The organism is Saliphagus sp. GCM10025334 (assembly GCF_042663485.1).
Taxonomy (GTDB): domain Archaea; phylum Halobacteriota; class Halobacteria; order Halobacteriales; family Natrialbaceae; genus Natronosalvus.
Window position 1 is genome coordinate 510069 of the sequence record NZ_JBHTAF010000003.1, and the last position, 14581, is coordinate 524649.

Annotated in this window: 11 protein-coding genes; 5 read left to right on the forward strand and 6 right to left on the reverse strand. The window is 63.7% G+C overall.

What is annotated here, in order from left to right; all coding sequences use genetic code 11:
* Positions 1-170: 170 nt before the first annotated feature.
* Positions 171-1577, reverse strand: coding sequence for a geranylgeranyl reductase family protein (locus tag ACFQO4_RS14765; protein ID WP_500261637.1), 1407 nt, complete (start codon positions 1575-1577; stop codon positions 171-173).
* Positions 1578-1719: 142 nt separating this feature from the next.
* Here ACFQO4_RS14765 and ACFQO4_RS14770 point away from each other — a divergent pair, with 142 nt between their 5' ends.
* A complete protein-coding gene (locus tag ACFQO4_RS14770) occupies positions 1720-2055 on the forward strand; it encodes a 2Fe-2S iron-sulfur cluster-binding protein (protein WP_312909359.1) in 336 nt (111 codons plus the stop codon).
* Between the two features lie 205 nt (positions 2056-2260).
* On the opposite strand, the gene ACFQO4_RS14775 is transcribed toward ACFQO4_RS14770, so the two are convergent.
* The gene (locus ACFQO4_RS14775) at positions 2261-7084 is read right to left on the reverse strand and encodes a cadherin-like domain-containing protein (protein WP_500261638.1); all 4824 of its coding nucleotides are present in this window, start codon (positions 7082-7084) and stop codon (positions 2261-2263) included.
* 298 nt (positions 7085-7382) lie between these two features.
* On the opposite strand from ACFQO4_RS14775, the gene ACFQO4_RS14780 reads away from it, so the two are divergent.
* Positions 7383-8168 (forward strand): helix-turn-helix transcriptional regulator, encoded by a 786-nt coding sequence (locus ACFQO4_RS14780; protein WP_500261639.1) that lies wholly within the window; start codon positions 7383-7385, stop codon positions 8166-8168.
* A gap of 43 nt (positions 8169-8211) precedes the next feature.
* Here ACFQO4_RS14780 and ACFQO4_RS14785 read toward each other — a convergent pair whose 3' ends face one another.
* The 3 genes from ACFQO4_RS14785 to ACFQO4_RS14795 all read right to left on the reverse strand — a co-directional run bounded on the left by ACFQO4_RS14785 (position 8212) and on the right by ACFQO4_RS14795 (position 11834).
* On the reverse strand, positions 8212-8943 hold the full coding sequence (locus ACFQO4_RS14785) for a hypothetical protein (protein ID WP_500261640.1): 732 nt from the start codon (positions 8941-8943) through the stop codon (positions 8212-8214).
* Positions 8944-9190: 247 nt separating this feature from the next.
* Complete coding sequence (ftsZ, locus tag ACFQO4_RS14790) at positions 9191-10336, reverse strand: cell division protein FtsZ (RefSeq protein ID WP_500195608.1); 1146 nt, start codon at positions 10334-10336, stop codon at positions 9191-9193.
* A 136-nt stretch (positions 10337-10472) separates the two neighbouring features.
* Entirely contained in the window at positions 10473-11834 is a 1362-nt protein-coding gene (locus ACFQO4_RS14795; RefSeq protein ID WP_500261641.1) for a D-aminoacyl-tRNA deacylase, read from the reverse strand.
* 203 nt (positions 11835-12037) lie between these two features.
* Here ACFQO4_RS14795 and ACFQO4_RS14800 point away from each other — a divergent pair, with 203 nt between their 5' ends.
* A complete protein-coding gene (locus tag ACFQO4_RS14800; protein ID WP_500261642.1) occupies positions 12038-12259 on the forward strand; it encodes a hypothetical protein in 222 nt (73 codons plus the stop codon).
* A gap of 123 nt (positions 12260-12382) precedes the next feature.
* Here ACFQO4_RS14800 and ACFQO4_RS14805 read toward each other — a convergent pair whose 3' ends face one another.
* Entirely contained in the window at positions 12383-12556 is a 174-nt protein-coding gene (locus tag ACFQO4_RS14805) for a hypothetical protein (protein WP_500261643.1), read from the reverse strand.
* 107 nt (positions 12557-12663) lie between these two features.
* Here ACFQO4_RS14805 and ACFQO4_RS14810 point away from each other — a divergent pair, with 107 nt between their 5' ends.
* A complete protein-coding gene (locus tag ACFQO4_RS14810) occupies positions 12664-13647 on the forward strand; it encodes a ribose 1,5-bisphosphate isomerase (RefSeq protein WP_500261644.1) in 984 nt (327 codons plus the stop codon).
* 68 nt (positions 13648-13715) lie between these two features.
* Positions 13716-14546: a DUF63 family protein gene (locus tag ACFQO4_RS14815; protein ID WP_500261645.1), complete on the forward strand. Its 831-nt coding sequence runs from the start codon at positions 13716-13718 to the stop codon at positions 14544-14546.
* Positions 14547-14581 lie beyond the last annotated feature (35 nt).

Sequence of the window (14581 nt, forward strand, 5' to 3'; positions counted from 1 at the left end):
GCAGGCGCCACACCGACACTCACCGCGAGCGAGCGCAGTGAGCGAGCGGGCTGACGACTGACCCGTAGGGGAAGGAGGAGTGCTTTTGGTCGAGCTTTTGCCGAGGGACAGCGCGTTCGCGACAGCAAGACTGTCGCGAACGCGCAAGACCGCAGCGCAAAAGGTCGGTGTTAGTACTTGGGATCCGCACCCGTCGTCTCGTACACCGTCTCCATCAGGTCGTCGCGCTGGCGCTGCCAGTTCGGGAGCGCGTCGGGTCTCGAGGGATACCCCTCGTACTGCTCGAGCACCTCGTCGGCCCGGCGCTTCGTCCGGTAGAGGTTCAGGATCGTCCCCCAGTGGCCGCGGCTCTTGACCAACGCCTCGAGTTTGAGCTTCATGCCGATGTCCGTACTCCCCGAGTAGAGCGCCTCGGCGAGCTTGTCGCCGGGCATGGCCGCGAGCAGGCCCATGAGGTCGTCGACGTCGACGGCCGTCGAGAGGATATTGTAGACGTCGAGAGCGGCGTAGCGGGCGCCGTAGTGGTCCATCACGCGCTCGTTGTACGCCCAGAGGGCGTGCTCGCTGACGTCGCCGTCCTCGATCGCCTCGACGGCCTGCTCGCCGGCGTACTTCCCGGCGTAGGCGGCGCCCGCGATGCCGCCGCCGGTCGTGGGGTTGACGTGGCCAGCGGCGTCGCCTACGGCCATAAAGCCGGGGTGCACCGCGGAGTCGTAGGGACGTCGGGTGGGGAGCGCGGCGCCGAGTTTGTCCTCGACGCGAGCCCCAGCGAACTCCGGTCGGTCCCGGAGGTCACGCTTGAGGTCCTCGACGAGTTTCATCGGTTGTTCGGTCATCTGGAAGCCCAGGCCGGCGTTGATCTCGGTGTCCGTTCGGGGGAAGTACCAGAGGTAGCCCGCGGCGCGCTCGGTCGGCTTGAAGACGAGAGCGTCGCTCCACTCGACTGGCTCCTCGACGTGGACGATCTCCCGGTAGGCCGAACAGAACTGCGAGTAGGTGACGTTGGTGTCGAACGTCGAGTCCGAGAAGTCGACCTTGTCCTGGAGGAGCGAGAGCGACCCGGCGCCGTCGATCACGATGTCGGCCTCGTACGTGTAGGGATCGCCGCGGGACATCGCCCGGACGCCCGTGACCCGCCCGTCGTCCGCCTGGATCACGTCCTGGACGACGGTGTTATAGTGGAACGTCGCGCCTGCGTGCTTCGCCCCCTCGATGATCCGGCGGCCGTACTCCCAGCGATCGACGACAGCCAGTTCGCCGGGGACCGGAATCTCGAGGACGGTGTCCTCTTGTGGAATCTCGAAGCGGCCGTGGGTGACGTCGGTGTTGGTGAACGCCGGCTCGAGGCGGGACTTGGGAATCGCCTCTGGGAACGCGTCCGCGCCCTTCAGCGCGTCGCCGCAGGCGATGTGTCCAGCCTGTTCCTCGGACTTTCGCTCGAGGACGACGACCTCGTAGCCCGCCTTCGCGACGGTCGCGGCGGCGTAACACCCTGCCGTGCCGGCGCCGACGACGACGACGTCTGGTGACTGCTCGCGCTGGCCCGTCGTCGCGGCCGACTGCTCCATGCTGCTCATAACTCGACTCTCCACACTGGGGTAAGAAAACGTTTTTTGTGCGTCGGCGACCGCTCCAGAGTGTCGCCGTCCCCGATTCTGTCGGGGCGAAGACGACAGAGAGGGATAAAGAGTTTTAGTACGGTCTTTCGTACCGTCCAGTATGACCGAGTACACCGTCGAATTCGTCGGCACGGGCGAGACGATCACCTGCTCCGACACGCAGACGATTCTCAGCCGCTGTCTCGAGGAAGGAATCGCCCAGGAGTACTCCTGTCGGGTCGGGATGTGTCTGGCGTGCTCGGCAGAGATTCTCGAGGGCGAAGTCACCCAGCCGGCAGCCCGTGGGTTGACCGAGGAGGAGGCCGAGAACTACGCGTTGACCTGCATGGCTCGACCCCAGTCGGATCTGCGACTCGAGCGCGGGAAGTACCCGCCGAGCATCGAGGCCGATCTCGAAACCGGTGGCTCGAGCGATACGGCCCCGGCGGACGATTGAAGGAGCGTGTAGTCTTCGAGAAACAGGTTTTTGAGAGTGCCTTCCGCTTTGTGACGGCCATTCGATACAGCACTCGCGCTCGCGGCTATTCGCTCGATCCGATCTCGATACCCAGTGTAGAACGAGTGGAGAATAGGTGGTCAATCAGGTCAATGAGATCGACGTCCGATCCCGAATCCACGCCCGGTGGATCCGTCGGTTCCAATTACCGACGAGGTTCGTTTCGTCCGGTGCGGCGGTTCGCACCGACGAGAGCGAGCGTTGCGATCACCGCGATGAGTGCCCCAGTGGCGCCGAAGCCGGGAACCGTGTCGGCATCATCGGTTGAATCGTCGTCTTCATTAGATTGGGAATCGTCGTTGGCACCGGTTCCGTTTTCCGGGTCGTCAGTGCCGCTATGATTCTGGTCGGAGTTGGTGTCGTCGGTCCCATCGTCGGGACCGTCACCGTCCGGTGGATCCGAACTGTCAGTGTCCGCATCACTTTCGGTGTCCGTGTCGCTCCCGGTATCCGTATCGCTCTCGGAATCGTCGTTCGTCTCATCGTCCGCACCGTCGTCACCGGATCCGGCGAGGGTCACCTCGATGGTCGCCGTCGCCGTTTCAGAGGGATCGCCGTATTCGTCTTTGATCTCATAGTCGAACGAATCCATGCCGACGAACCCATCGTCCGGCGCGTACGTGAACGACCCGTCGGCGTCCACGTTCAGCGTCCCGTTCTGCGTCTGCTCGACGATCGTCACGTCCAGCTCGTCGCCATCGGGGTCATGAGCATTCTCGAGAACCCCGGGTGCGCTCACCGACAGTGTCTGCCCCTCGACGACAGTGTAGGCGTCGTCGGCCGCGACCGGCGCATCGTTCGAGCCTTCAATCGGGTCGGGTGTACTCGGACTGAAACCGCTCCCCGCCAATGCGACCGTGACCGTCGGCTCGCCGGGGTCATCGCTCGAGATCTCGAACGTCGCCGTCTTCGTTCCGCTTGAGGTAGGCTCGAACGCGACGGTCACGTCCCTGGAGTCGCCCGGCGCGAGAGTGAACGACACGGGACTGACGACGTCGAAGTGACGGGTGGCGCCAGCTAGGCCGATATCGGTGACCGAGAGCGTCGCGTTCCCCTCGTTTTCGACCGTCACGGTTCGCAGCTCGTTGTCACCAACTGTCTGGGTGCCGAAGTCGAGAGTCGGCGGAACGACGGTGATGTCCGGTTGCGGTTCGCCGCTGTCGATCGCATTGAGGACCACGACCGCGTCCGTCGGGCCCGTAACGTCGAACGACGTCACGTTCGTCTCGAGGTTGGTTCCCAAGGGAGGCTCGACGCGCACGTGGAGCGTGCCGCCGACCTCGAATCCGCGGTCGGGTTGCGAGCCAGTTCCGACGGCGAACTGTCCCTCCTCGTCAGTCAGTCCGGAGAAAAGCCCCAGGAGCGAGGCTTCCTCGTGACCCATGGATGCGGTGGCGTTCGAGACCGGGTCGCCGGTATCGCTCCTGATCGCTGTCAGGCTCGTTTCGTAGGCTGCCGGGAGCGTTCGCGTGATAGTCGCGTTATCGTCGACAGACTCAACCGTGAAGAGGTCCGGCGAGCCGTCGACCGGCCCTAGCGAACCCGATTCGTTCATCTGAATGTAGATGGCCCAGTAGGTCGGCCCCTTCGGCGCCGTGAGTGAGAACGAACCGGTTCCGTCGGAGATTGTGTCGCTCACAGGCTGGAGCGTTTCTTCGTCGACGAGCAGGATCCAATCACCGGCGGCGGGAGTCGTCCCGTCAGACTCGGTCAACTGGCCGGTGACAGTGAGTGTATCGTTCGTATCGTCGTCACCAGTCCCGCCGTCCCCGTCGTCGGACGAATCGATAATTACCGTTCCCGTCTCGCTGTTGGCACCCTCGTTGCCTGCGAGGTCCACGGCGCTCTCGAGGGTCACCTCGTACGTTCCGTCCGCCGGATCTGGGTAGTGGCCGAAGTAGCGATACGAGTTGCCGTACGACCCGCTGTCGAAGTCGACGCCGATTTCGGTCAACCGGCTGACGATCGTTCCGGACTCGTTTCGTATTGCCACGTCAAGAACGGTCAGTCGTTCGCTAGCGTTGACCGTAACGAATACGGAGTCACCGCTCCCGACGGTCACGTCGAACTCGTTGATCGTCGGCGGCGTCACGTCGGAGGCAATCGACCGGTCCAACTCGAGCGAGAGCCACTCGGTGGCGGCGTTTCCGTCCCCGTCCTCCGCGTGGATAGGCAATGATTGGTATCCGTCGGACGCAGCCTGTGCGGTGTCGACGGTGAACGTTCCCTCGTAGACATCGCCATCCGTCACGTTCTCGAGTTCGACCGTTCCTGCTCCGAAGGCCGACGCGTTGAGTTGAACGAGCGAGACGCCGGTCTTGTCGTCGGTGACGGTCGCACGAACCGTGACCGTATCACCGTCGGTGATGATCTGGTCGTCGAACGGATCGGATACCGTGACTCCCGTTATCACTGGTGCCGCGAGGTCGCGCGGCGTCTCGAGCGTGAGTTCGTTCGTCGTCACGGTCGACCGTTTGCCTCGCATATCGGTCGCTTGGATGTCGATCCCGTATGTACCGTCCGGTGACGCATTCTGGGTATCGACGGTGAACGTCGCTTCGTAGACGTTGTCGCCGTCGGAATCAACGAGTGTAACATCTCCGGCGCCAAAGTCCGACGCGTCCGCAGTAACGGCGTCCACGCCGAGCGCGTCGGTCGCGTTCACAGAGACATTGATCCGGTCGCCGTCGCCGACTGAGTTGTTCGTCCCGTCGAGGTTCGTCGCCGTAGCGCCGACCAGCGTTGGCGGATCGACGTCACTCGTATCGAGGATGATAGGAACCGTGAACCACACGTGGTTCCCTGCACGATCGGCCGCCTGAATCGAGATTCTCTTCGTACCGTCGTAGGTCGCGTTCGCGGCGTCGACCGTAAACATCCCCTCGAACGTGTCGTAAAATCCCTCGTCAATCTCTTCGAGCGTGGTCGGTTTCGCACCGAGGTCGTTTGGAGATGCCACGACGGTCTCGAGTCCCGAGAAGTCCGACAGTGCCACGACGACTTTTACCTCGTCTCCGTGGCTGACAACGTCATCACCATCCCCGTTATCGACGGCGTAGGAGTTTTCAATGGACGGGTTCGACGTGTCGAGGTCGAGCCAGGCCGAGTCGTTCGAGACCGTTTTTCCGCTTCCGTCGATCGCCGTAACGTCGATCCATTTTCGACCGTCGCCAAGGGAGTACGCGTCGACCGTGAACGACCCGTTGTAGACGCCGTCATCGTTGGAATCTGTCAATTTCACCGAGCCCGCACCCAGAACCGAGGCGTCGACCGTCACCGACTCAATTCCGTAGCCAACCACGGTCGCGCGCACCTCGACCGCGTCGCCGTCGTTGACGATGTCGGTCCCGCGTTCGCCTATCGCCTGAACCGCTGGAATCTCGAGCGGTCCGGTGACGAACGCGTCGTCCGTGTGGCCGTTCGCGCCGTCGTTACCTGCCGCGTCAGCAGCGCTCTCGAGCGTGACGTTGTACGCGCCCGGTTCGATCGAGCGGTCGGCGGTGTAGGTGAAATTATTGTACTCCGTTTCGGTGAAGTCGCCGAATGCGAGCGTCTCGGCCGTCCCGGACTCGTTCGAAATCGTTACCTCGAGCGCGTCCAGGGATTCGGTCGAATCGAACGACACATGGAGCTCGCCGTCGGCGGGGCTGGTCGCCTCAAAATTCGAGATGGTCGGCGCCAGCGTATCGTTTGACAGTGGCGCGTAGATGCCGGAGGTGGTGGTCCCAGAGACAACGTTTGCCGCCGTATCGACGCTGCCTCCCGAGTGCGACCACGAACTGTCGTCGTAGTACCACAGCGAGAGGTTGTCCTCGTCGACGCCAGTGGCCGCCGCATCGGTGTACGAAATCTCGAGACTCGGCGATCCGTCGACCTCAACGAACTGACCCACGTGATCCATGCCATCGGGAACGGGTTTCGAACCGACGCCTTTAATCGAAGCGTCAATGGCGCTGACAGTGACGCCGGGGCCGCCACTCGAGAGTGCGGTGTTGTCGGCGTCGAGTCCTGCCGTGTCCACGAGTGTTACGTCCCAGTTGCTGTTGCCGGACGCCGTATTGTTCAGTACCGTCCCGAACGTGGTTCCATCGATGTAGATCCCCGATAGGCTGTTTCCGGTAGCGACATTGTTCATCAACTCGATGTCGCCGCTCTTGATCTCAAACCCGTGCTCGACGTTTCCTGTCGCGGTGTTCGAATCGAGTTCGTTCCCGTCGCCGTAGACGACGATTCCGGAGTAATGTGCACTTTGAACGTAGTTAGCAGTGAGCGTGTTGCGCTCTGAAGCGACGTAGATGCCATCCTGAAGGGCTTGCGTCTGAGACGAACTCTGACCGTACACGTAATTCCTCTGAAGAACCGTCTCGTTACTGTCCGAATCGAGGCGAATCCCCGAGCGGACAGTTCGCTGGGTATCCCACTGGTTAGCCCAGATTTGATTGTCTGTCAAATTGTTCGCCTGGGATCCGTCCAGTTGAATCCCTACGTCCGACGGATTGTAAACGTCGTTGGCGATCAGTTCGTTATGGTGGGAGTCCACGACGTAGATACCGCTCCCGGTGGTCCCCGCGTCACCCCATTCACCAGGCTTGTCGATAACGTTGTTCTGGACCAGGTTGTAGTTCGAATCCGATAACAGGGTGATACCATTTCCGTACGAACCTGGGTAGTTATCGCTCGATTCCGGTTCGACGGTTACATCGGATATCTCGCCGTTGTCGACGTCGTAAAACCGAACGCCGGTAGAGAAGTAGCGAATCGTAACGTCCTGGACGACGACGTTCGAACCGCTGCTCGCACTGATGGCCGAAGGACCGGAGTTGCCTCCGGTATACGTGATGACGTGACCGTTGCCGTCAAACGTAACGCCACCAGTAGTGATCTTGACACAGTTGCTCGAGTCGCTGGTGTTGATGTCGTTCTCCAGCGTGTAGTGCCCCGGGGTGTCGATGACCCGGCAGTCGGACACCTGTACTGTCGACTGGCTCAGAGATGCAAGGCTCGTCGAACCGACGAACCCCGAAGCGTATTCAGGTCCAACGGCTGCCCCATCTCGAGTCTCGAGATTCGAACTGTCGATTTCCTCTATACTCGATGTGAGCGCCACGGGACCCGTGGCGACAATTAAAAGTACGACTAGTACTGCTACCACTCTCCCCAACAGTCGTTGCATACAATACGTTCGAAAGGTGAATTATCTATACTCACCCCCTGATCGGATTTCAATCTCTGAAAAGACTTTATACCGTGAATATGATACACTACTAATGAATACTCGTTCGGCCGAAGCGAACACCGAGGACGTGCTCGTCGAACTGATCCGGCGACACGACGTGTTCGACGTACTGGCCGACGAACCCCTCGAGAAACCCGAACTCACCGCGGCGCTCGAGGTTTCGCCGGCCACCGCCCACCGCATTCTCGCGTCGTTCCGCGAGAAGGATTGGATCCAACGAACGCCGCACGGGTACACGCTAACCCCATTCGGCGAGGCGCTGGGACGAGCCGCCGCGACGTACTGGTCGACGGTAAGCGAGACGCACCGACGGGCCCCGCTGTACGACGTGATCACGACTGCCGCGCCGTCGGATTCGGTCGACTTCGCGTGGTTCGACGACGCGACCGTCACCACCGTCGAATCCCACGACCCGTACCGCCCGCTCAACCGGTTCATCGACCTGCTCGAGGACACCTCCTCGATCCGCGGCATCGACACGACGTCTGTCTCACCAACCTACGTCGAGGACGTCTACGACCGCATCGCGGATGGGTTGCCGGTCGAACTCGTCTACGACCAGGCGGTCGTCGAACGCTTGGCGACCGAATACACCGATCTCGCGACCGACGCGTTCGAGCGGGATAACTTCACGCTCTGGGTCCGCGAGGAGGTCCCGTTCGGTCTCGCGCTGTTCGACGACCGGGTCGGAATCGGGGGCTACGACGACGAGACGGGACTCCTCGAGGTGTTCGTCGACACCGATAACGAGGACGCGTACGAGTGGGGGGAACAGTTGTTCGAGCGCTATCGGGAAGATGCGGACCGCCTCGTCTGAATAGTCTCCAAAAGCGACTCGAGACTCGAGCCGTCCTCTGACACTACGTATCGACGGAGACCAGCGTCAGCTCGAAGGAGCGCTCGCCGTTCTCGTCGTAGTAGACGGTGTACGGCGCCAGTCCGAGATCGGGTGCGAAACAGCCCTCGTGGACGGCCCGCCCGTCGACTTCGGTGACGGATGCGTAGCACTCGACGCCCGCGTACGTTCGCCGTTCGGTGATCGCGAAGCGCATCGACCCGTCCGGCGAGGAGTACGACCACTCGTCGCCGACTGAAAGCGTGCGTCCCTCGTAGTAACCCATCGTGGGCGAGAAGAGCGTCGCGAGGACGAACGTGCCCGCCGGCGTGAGGATCAGGTCGCTCTGGAGATCCTCCTTCGTCCCGCTGACGGTCGTCTCGAACTGCGTGTCCGTCGTCTCGTACTCGAGCGTGACCGTGGCCTCCTCGTCGGTCACGTCGGTGACGTCCCAGACGAGCGTTCCCGCTCCCTCGTCGGCCGAGTAGGTCTCGTAGGTGTAGGTGATCGGACGGTCGAACTCGAAGGGATTCCATGACGCGTCGTCTGGATCACCGGTCTGTGAGCGATCGCTCGAGTCAGTTCCGCTGTCGGTTCCGTCGCTGTCGCCGCCGTCGTTGGCGCTACCGTCTTCGTCGGCTTCTGCGTCACCGATCGGTACGTCGTCGAGACAACCGCCGAGAACGAGGGCCGCGGTGACGCCCGTAGTCCGAAGCAGTCGTCGCCTCGAGAGGCTACGATTCGCACGTGATTGCATCGACCGATCGTTGGCCCCCAGGGACATTGTACTCACTCGGTGAGACGAATTCACGGTGTGAACGGGGGTGAGAACGTACGGTGTGAGCGAAGAGTGAGAACGTCACGATGTGAACGAAGAGCAGGGACGAAACGACAGAAAAGCGCGAGTGCCCGGTTTCGACCTCCGCTCGAGATTCTTAGAGAGTTGGACCGTCGTATTCTGGATCGACTGCTGGACGCGAACGAAACGTGGGAGAATCAGCGATTCAGTCGACGAAGTCGATGTCGTCGCCCTCGGGCTGGACGGCCTCGCCGTCCGGCCGGCCGTAGATCTGTGGCGACTCGACGCCGGTGACGACGATCATGGTGCGCATCGAGCCCTCGAGGGTCTCGTCGATCGAGGTTCCCCAGATGATGCGGGCGTCGGGGTCGATCCGGTCGTAGATCTCCTCGACGACGCCTTCGGCCTCCTCGATGGACATGTCGTTCCCGCCGGTGACATTTACGAGCGCAGAGTTCGCGCCGGAGATGTCGACGTCGAGCAGGGGCGACCGAAGCGCCGTCTTCACGGAGTCTTCGGCTTTCGCCTCGGAATCGGACTCCCCGAGACCGATCATGGCGACGCCGCCGCGCTCCATCACGGTGCGAACGTCGGCGAAGTCCAGGTTGACCAGGCCGGGTTTGGTGATGAGTTCGGTGATACCCTTGACCGAGCGCATCAGGACCTCGTCGCTGACCTTGAACGCCTGTCGAACGGGCAGTTTACCGACCGAGTCGAGCAGTCGATCGTTCGGAACGACGATGACGGTATCAGAGACGTCTCGCAGGCGCTCGAGGCCGGCCTCGGCGTTGGTCCGTCGAACCTCGCCCTCCGCGGTGAAGGGCGTCGTGACGATCGAAATGGTCAGTGCGCCGGACTCGCGGGCCGCCTTCGCGACCACGGGGGCGGAGCCGGTGCCGGTGCCGCCGCCGAGGCCGGCGGTGACGAACACCATGTCGGCGCCGTCGATGGCGTCGTAGATGTCCTGCTGGCTCTCGAGGGCGGCCTCCTCGCCGACCTGCGGGAGCGAGCCTGCGCCCCGCCCGGAGGTCTTCTGCTCGCCCATCAGGATCTTGGTGTCGGCGTCGATTTCGACGAGGTGCTGGACGTCGGTGTTGGCGGCGACCAGTTTCGCCCCGTGGATTCCCTCCTCGTTCATCCGATCGACGGTGTTGCCGCCCGCACCGCCACAGCCGACGACCGTGATGTTCGTCTGGAGGTCGTCGAGTACGTCGAGCAGTTCGTCGTCGGTCATCGTCCCGGAGTTCGCGCCAGCGTCGGCCCCGCCCTCGTGGGGTTCCTCGGCCCCGGGGACGCCCTCGGCGGCGTCCTCCTCGGCCTCGTCGATGGCATTTTCGACAATTGAATCCATTCTTGCTCCGTTCTAGAAGATGGAGTATTATTATCTTTCCCCCATGCGTCAGTCAGACGTCAGACATAGTAATTCGTTCTTACATATAATCGGGTTGTCACTGACGCACCGGCCGGAGGAACCCCGTAACTGATCGTTACTCCTCTCCCTCGAGACGGTTCCACGGGAACGATTTGCTCCGTTCTCGAGAGACGTCCTCGGCCCGGACGGTCGCCCCGTCGACGGTCACGTCCTCACCCGCGGACAGTCGTCCGAACTTCGGGCCCTCCGGAACGCCCGCTTCGCGAGCGAGCGCCGGATCGAAGGCGACCTCGCGGACGACCACTGCTCGCTCGCGGACGTCGACGGTCTCGTAGCGGTCCTCGAGTACCGCAGCGGCCGTGCGAGCGATGGACTCGAGCGAGCCCTCACCATCGGCGGAGGTAACGGGGAAGGCGGCTCGTCCCCCGACTCGGCTCCCGCCGTTCCGCGTCTCGAACGCGACCGCGGTGGACTCGAGACTCGTTCGAACGGCCCCGGCGTCGACGGCTTCCGCGGCCTCGAGCAGTTTCGTGGGCAGCTCGACGACCGCGAAGTCGTCCGCTCGACGGGACCCGAAGCGAACGCCGTCGTCGACGGCTCCCAGTCTGGACTCGACCGCGTCGACGAGGTCCAGGGGTCGGTCGCCGACTTCGCGAAGCCAGGTTTCGCTCACGACGCGGTAGCCGAGATCCTCGATCGTGTCCTCGAGGTCAGGCCACTCGCCGTCGAGGACGGCATGGTCGGCGTCGCTCCCGGCGAACGCCGCCTGGATCACCTCGCGGTGGTCGGCCGGGTCGCCCATCGTCTCGAGCGCCCAGTCGGCGGCGACGTGGCCGACGGCCCATGGCGTCTCCCGGACGATCCGTTCGAACCGAGGGACGTAGTGGTTGCCGCCGAAGCCGACGAAGGTCCGTCGACGGTGCAAAGGGACGCCCCGCAACTCGAGGATCCCCTTCGCGACGGCGCGGGCACCCTCCGGGTCGTCCCACTGCGCGTCGTCGCTCCCAAGTTCCGCGAACAGCGAGGGACAGCCGACGTCGGTCGGCCCGTGGTGGGTGCACTCGAGGCCGGTGTCGTACCCGTCTGGTGCATAGCGGTCGAACGCCTCGAGGATCGTGGAGAGGGCGTTCGGAGCTGCCTCGGCGACGGCGTCCGGTTCGCCGCCGAACTCCGCGGGGCCGAAGTTGCCAGTCGAGTGGGCCGTCAGGAGCGGGCCGGTGTTCCCGGAGTGGCGCGAGGCGAAGACGAGCAGGTCGGGTTCGGGGTCGGCGTCGAAGGCCTCGACGGGGCGCTCGAGGTCGAGGTGAAGGGCGTCGAACGAGCGCAACTCGGCGCCGTCGGTACGATAGTAGGTGCCGCCGCCTGCAGCGTCGGGCGTGCCCGGATCGACGCGCTCCTCCCAGTCAGCGAGTTCGAGGAGGTGCCGACAGACGTGACTCGAAGCGCGGTCGGCGCGGCTCTCGACGATTGCGATCACGGTGAGGCGTCGGTGGCGGGGAACTGAATAGGCTCCGCTTTCGGACCGTCGATCGCGTATGCGAACCGCGCGTGCCGTCGGCAGCTTGGAGCCGGTTCGTCGGTCAGAAATGACGACTGCAAACGAGATGGCTGCGAGTGAATCGGTCGAGAACGAATATCAGTTACACAACATATTTTGCCCGGAGTACCCGTATCGTCAGTATGAACGCCGTGACTCGCCTCTACAGGCGCACCGACGAGTGGGCGAAGGGACTCTCTCGAGTGCGGTACGCAGCGTTACTGGGTACGTCGGCAGGTGTCGGCGTTCTCACGGTTGGCCTTCTGTTGAGCGACGACCTTCCCCTCGTTCAGGTTCTCACGATGGGACTCGTGATGTTCTCCCTGGAGTGTGCGTTTGGGGCGTTCCAGACGACCGAGGAGTGACGGAATACGGATCTGTGACGGAGCGATTCACAAATCGGTCCAGGCGGATCGAATCTCAACGACTCCGAGTCGGCGGTGACGGCGTCGACGTGAGGGCAGCACCGAGCCGTCTGTGGGGCCGACTCAGCGCTCGAGGTCGACGGTCAGGTCGGTCGCGATCCAGCCATCGGTGTTGTTCCACTCGGTGAAAACGGCTTTGCCGGGGCGGGTCTCGTGACAGGTCACCAGACAGTCGGCGTCCGCGTCGTCGGAGCGCTCGAACGAGCGCCCGTCGTCGCGCTGTACGGGAACGTCCATTAGCAGGTGTTAGGCGAGCCTAAACCTATATAGGTTTTGGTCCGCCTAAGACGACAGCGGCCGACCACGCCCGCGGACTTTTGGCCTCGGCCGACGAACGTCGACCCATGAGCAACGAGACGCCCGACGTCGCCCCCGTCGTCGAGGAGACCGCCACCGACATCGCCGACATGGAGGTTCGCGGCGCGGCCACGATCGCCGACGCCGCGGCGGCCGCCCTCGCCGCCCAGGCCGAGCGCTCCGAGGCGGACTCGCCGGAAGCGTTCCGCGAGGAACTCGAGGCCGCGGCCTCGGCCCTGTACGAGACTCGACCGACCGCGGTGAGCCTGCCGAACGCCCTGCGGTACGTCCTCCGCGGTGTCGAGGGCGAAACCGTCGAGGCTATGCGCGAGTCGACGGTCGCTCGCGCGGAGGCCTTCCGGGAGGACCTCGAGCAGGCCCAGGAGACCCTCGGTGAAGTCGGCGCGAACCGGCTTCGAGACGGTGACGTCGTCATGACCCACTGCCACTCGACGGACGCGCTCGCCTGCGTCGAGGCAGCCATCGAGGACGGCAAGCACATCGAGGCGATCGTCAAGGAGACCCGCCCCCGTCTCCAGGGGCACATCACCGCGAGCGAACTGCGCTCGATGGGCGTCCCCGTCACGCTGATCGTCGACAACGCCGCCCGGCGGTACCTCGACGAGGCCGACCACGTGCTCGTCGGGGCCGACAGCATCGCTGCCGACGGCAGCGTCATCAACAAGATCGGGACCAGCGGCCTGGCCGTCAACGCCCGCGAGCGCGGCGTTCCCGTGATGGTCGCCGCCCAGTCGATCAAACTCCACCCCGACACGATGACGGGTCACACCGTCGAGATCGAGATGCGAGACGAACGGGAAGTGCTCGAGGAGACGGCCTACGCGGACGTCGCGGCCGACGGCGACGTACCCGACGAGGGCCTCACCGTCGAGAACCCGGCGTTCGACGTGACCCCGCCCCGCCACGTCGACGCCATCGTCACCGAGCACGGGCAGTACCCGCCCGAGAGCATCGTGATGCTCATGCGCGACCTCTTCGGCGAGACGACGACCGATCCCTGGGCGGTCTGAGGCCGCGCTACGGCCGAACGTCGTCGATAACCGGAAATTGTTTCACGCTGGTCTGTCCCAGTAGTGCTATGGTAGTACCCGAGGGTTTCGTCTTGCCGCCGTGGTACGTGGTGGTGCCGCTGGCGGTGGTGCTTCTGGGAACCGTGGCGCTCCTGTGGGTGCTGGCGCCGCCGGTGACCGACGAGACGGTGATGGCCTTCGTCCCGTGGATGATGCTGGGGTCGACGCTGTACGTCCTGCACCAACTCGAGCAGTTTCCCGCGAGCCTTGAAGCGCTATTCAGCGCACCGACGGTGTACGTGACGACGGCAACGGTCGCCGGCTTGACCTGGATCGCCGGGAGCTTTCTGTACGCCGCCGGTTTGCAACGATCGATCGAACGCTTCGTCGGCATCGTCGGGACCGGCTTCGCCGTCGTCTTCGCCACGTTCACCGTCCTGATCGGCTGGCAGATGGGAACCTTCGAACCCTTCTGGCCGGTGATCACCGTCGTCGTCACCGGCGTCGTCGCCGCCATCGCTTGGGTGGCGCTCAGCCTCTGGCGGACCGACGTCGCGGCCGTGACGGGGGTGACCGGCGCGCTGGTCGTCTTCGCCCACGCCCTCGACGGCGTGTCGACGGCAATCGGTTACGACGTTCTCGGCGTCAGCGAGGACGTCCCCGCCTCGGCGTTCATCCTCGAGGTGGGTGAAATGCTCCCGACGGCAGGGTACATCGGCGGTGGCTGGCTGTTCGTCCTCGTGAAAATCGTCCTCGCGCTGATCATCGTCTCGCTGTTCGAAGAGTACGTCCGCGAGGAGCCGCGACAGGCCCGGATCGTCCTCGGATTGATCGCGGCCGTTGGTCTCGGACCCGGCGTCCACAATATCCTCCTGTTTACCGTGGGCGTGGGGTCGTGACGTCGGGTTGGCTCAAGTAGTGTGAAGAGCCCGAC

Excerpts from the sequence above, each read along its gene's own strand:
- ACFQO4_RS14805 (WP_500261643.1), bottom strand. The coding sequence starts at position 12,556 with ATGGACGTTCCCGTACAGCGCGACGACGGGCGCTCGTTCGAGCGCTCC.
- ACFQO4_RS14770 (WP_312909359.1), top strand. The coding sequence starts at position 1,720 with ATGACCGAGTACACCGTCGAATTCGTCGGCACGGGCGAGACGATCACC.
- ftsZ (WP_500195608.1), bottom strand. The coding sequence starts at position 10,336 with ATGGATTCAATTGTCGAAAATGCCATCGACGAGGCCGAGGAGGACGCC.
- ACFQO4_RS14785 (WP_500261640.1), bottom strand. The coding sequence starts at position 8,943 with ATGCAATCACGTGCGAATCGTAGCCTCTCGAGGCGACGACTGCTTCGG.
- ACFQO4_RS14800 (WP_500261642.1), top strand. The coding sequence starts at position 12,038 with ATGAACGCCGTGACTCGCCTCTACAGGCGCACCGACGAGTGGGCGAAG.
- ACFQO4_RS14780 (WP_500261639.1), top strand. The coding sequence starts at position 7,383 with ATGAATACTCGTTCGGCCGAAGCGAACACCGAGGACGTGCTCGTCGAA.
- ACFQO4_RS14815 (WP_500261645.1), top strand. The coding sequence starts at position 13,716 with ATGGTAGTACCCGAGGGTTTCGTCTTGCCGCCGTGGTACGTGGTGGTG.
- ACFQO4_RS14810 (WP_500261644.1), top strand. The coding sequence starts at position 12,664 with ATGAGCAACGAGACGCCCGACGTCGCCCCCGTCGTCGAGGAGACCGCC.
- ACFQO4_RS14765 (WP_500261637.1), bottom strand. The coding sequence starts at position 1,577 with ATGAGCAGCATGGAGCAGTCGGCCGCGACGACGGGCCAGCGCGAGCAG.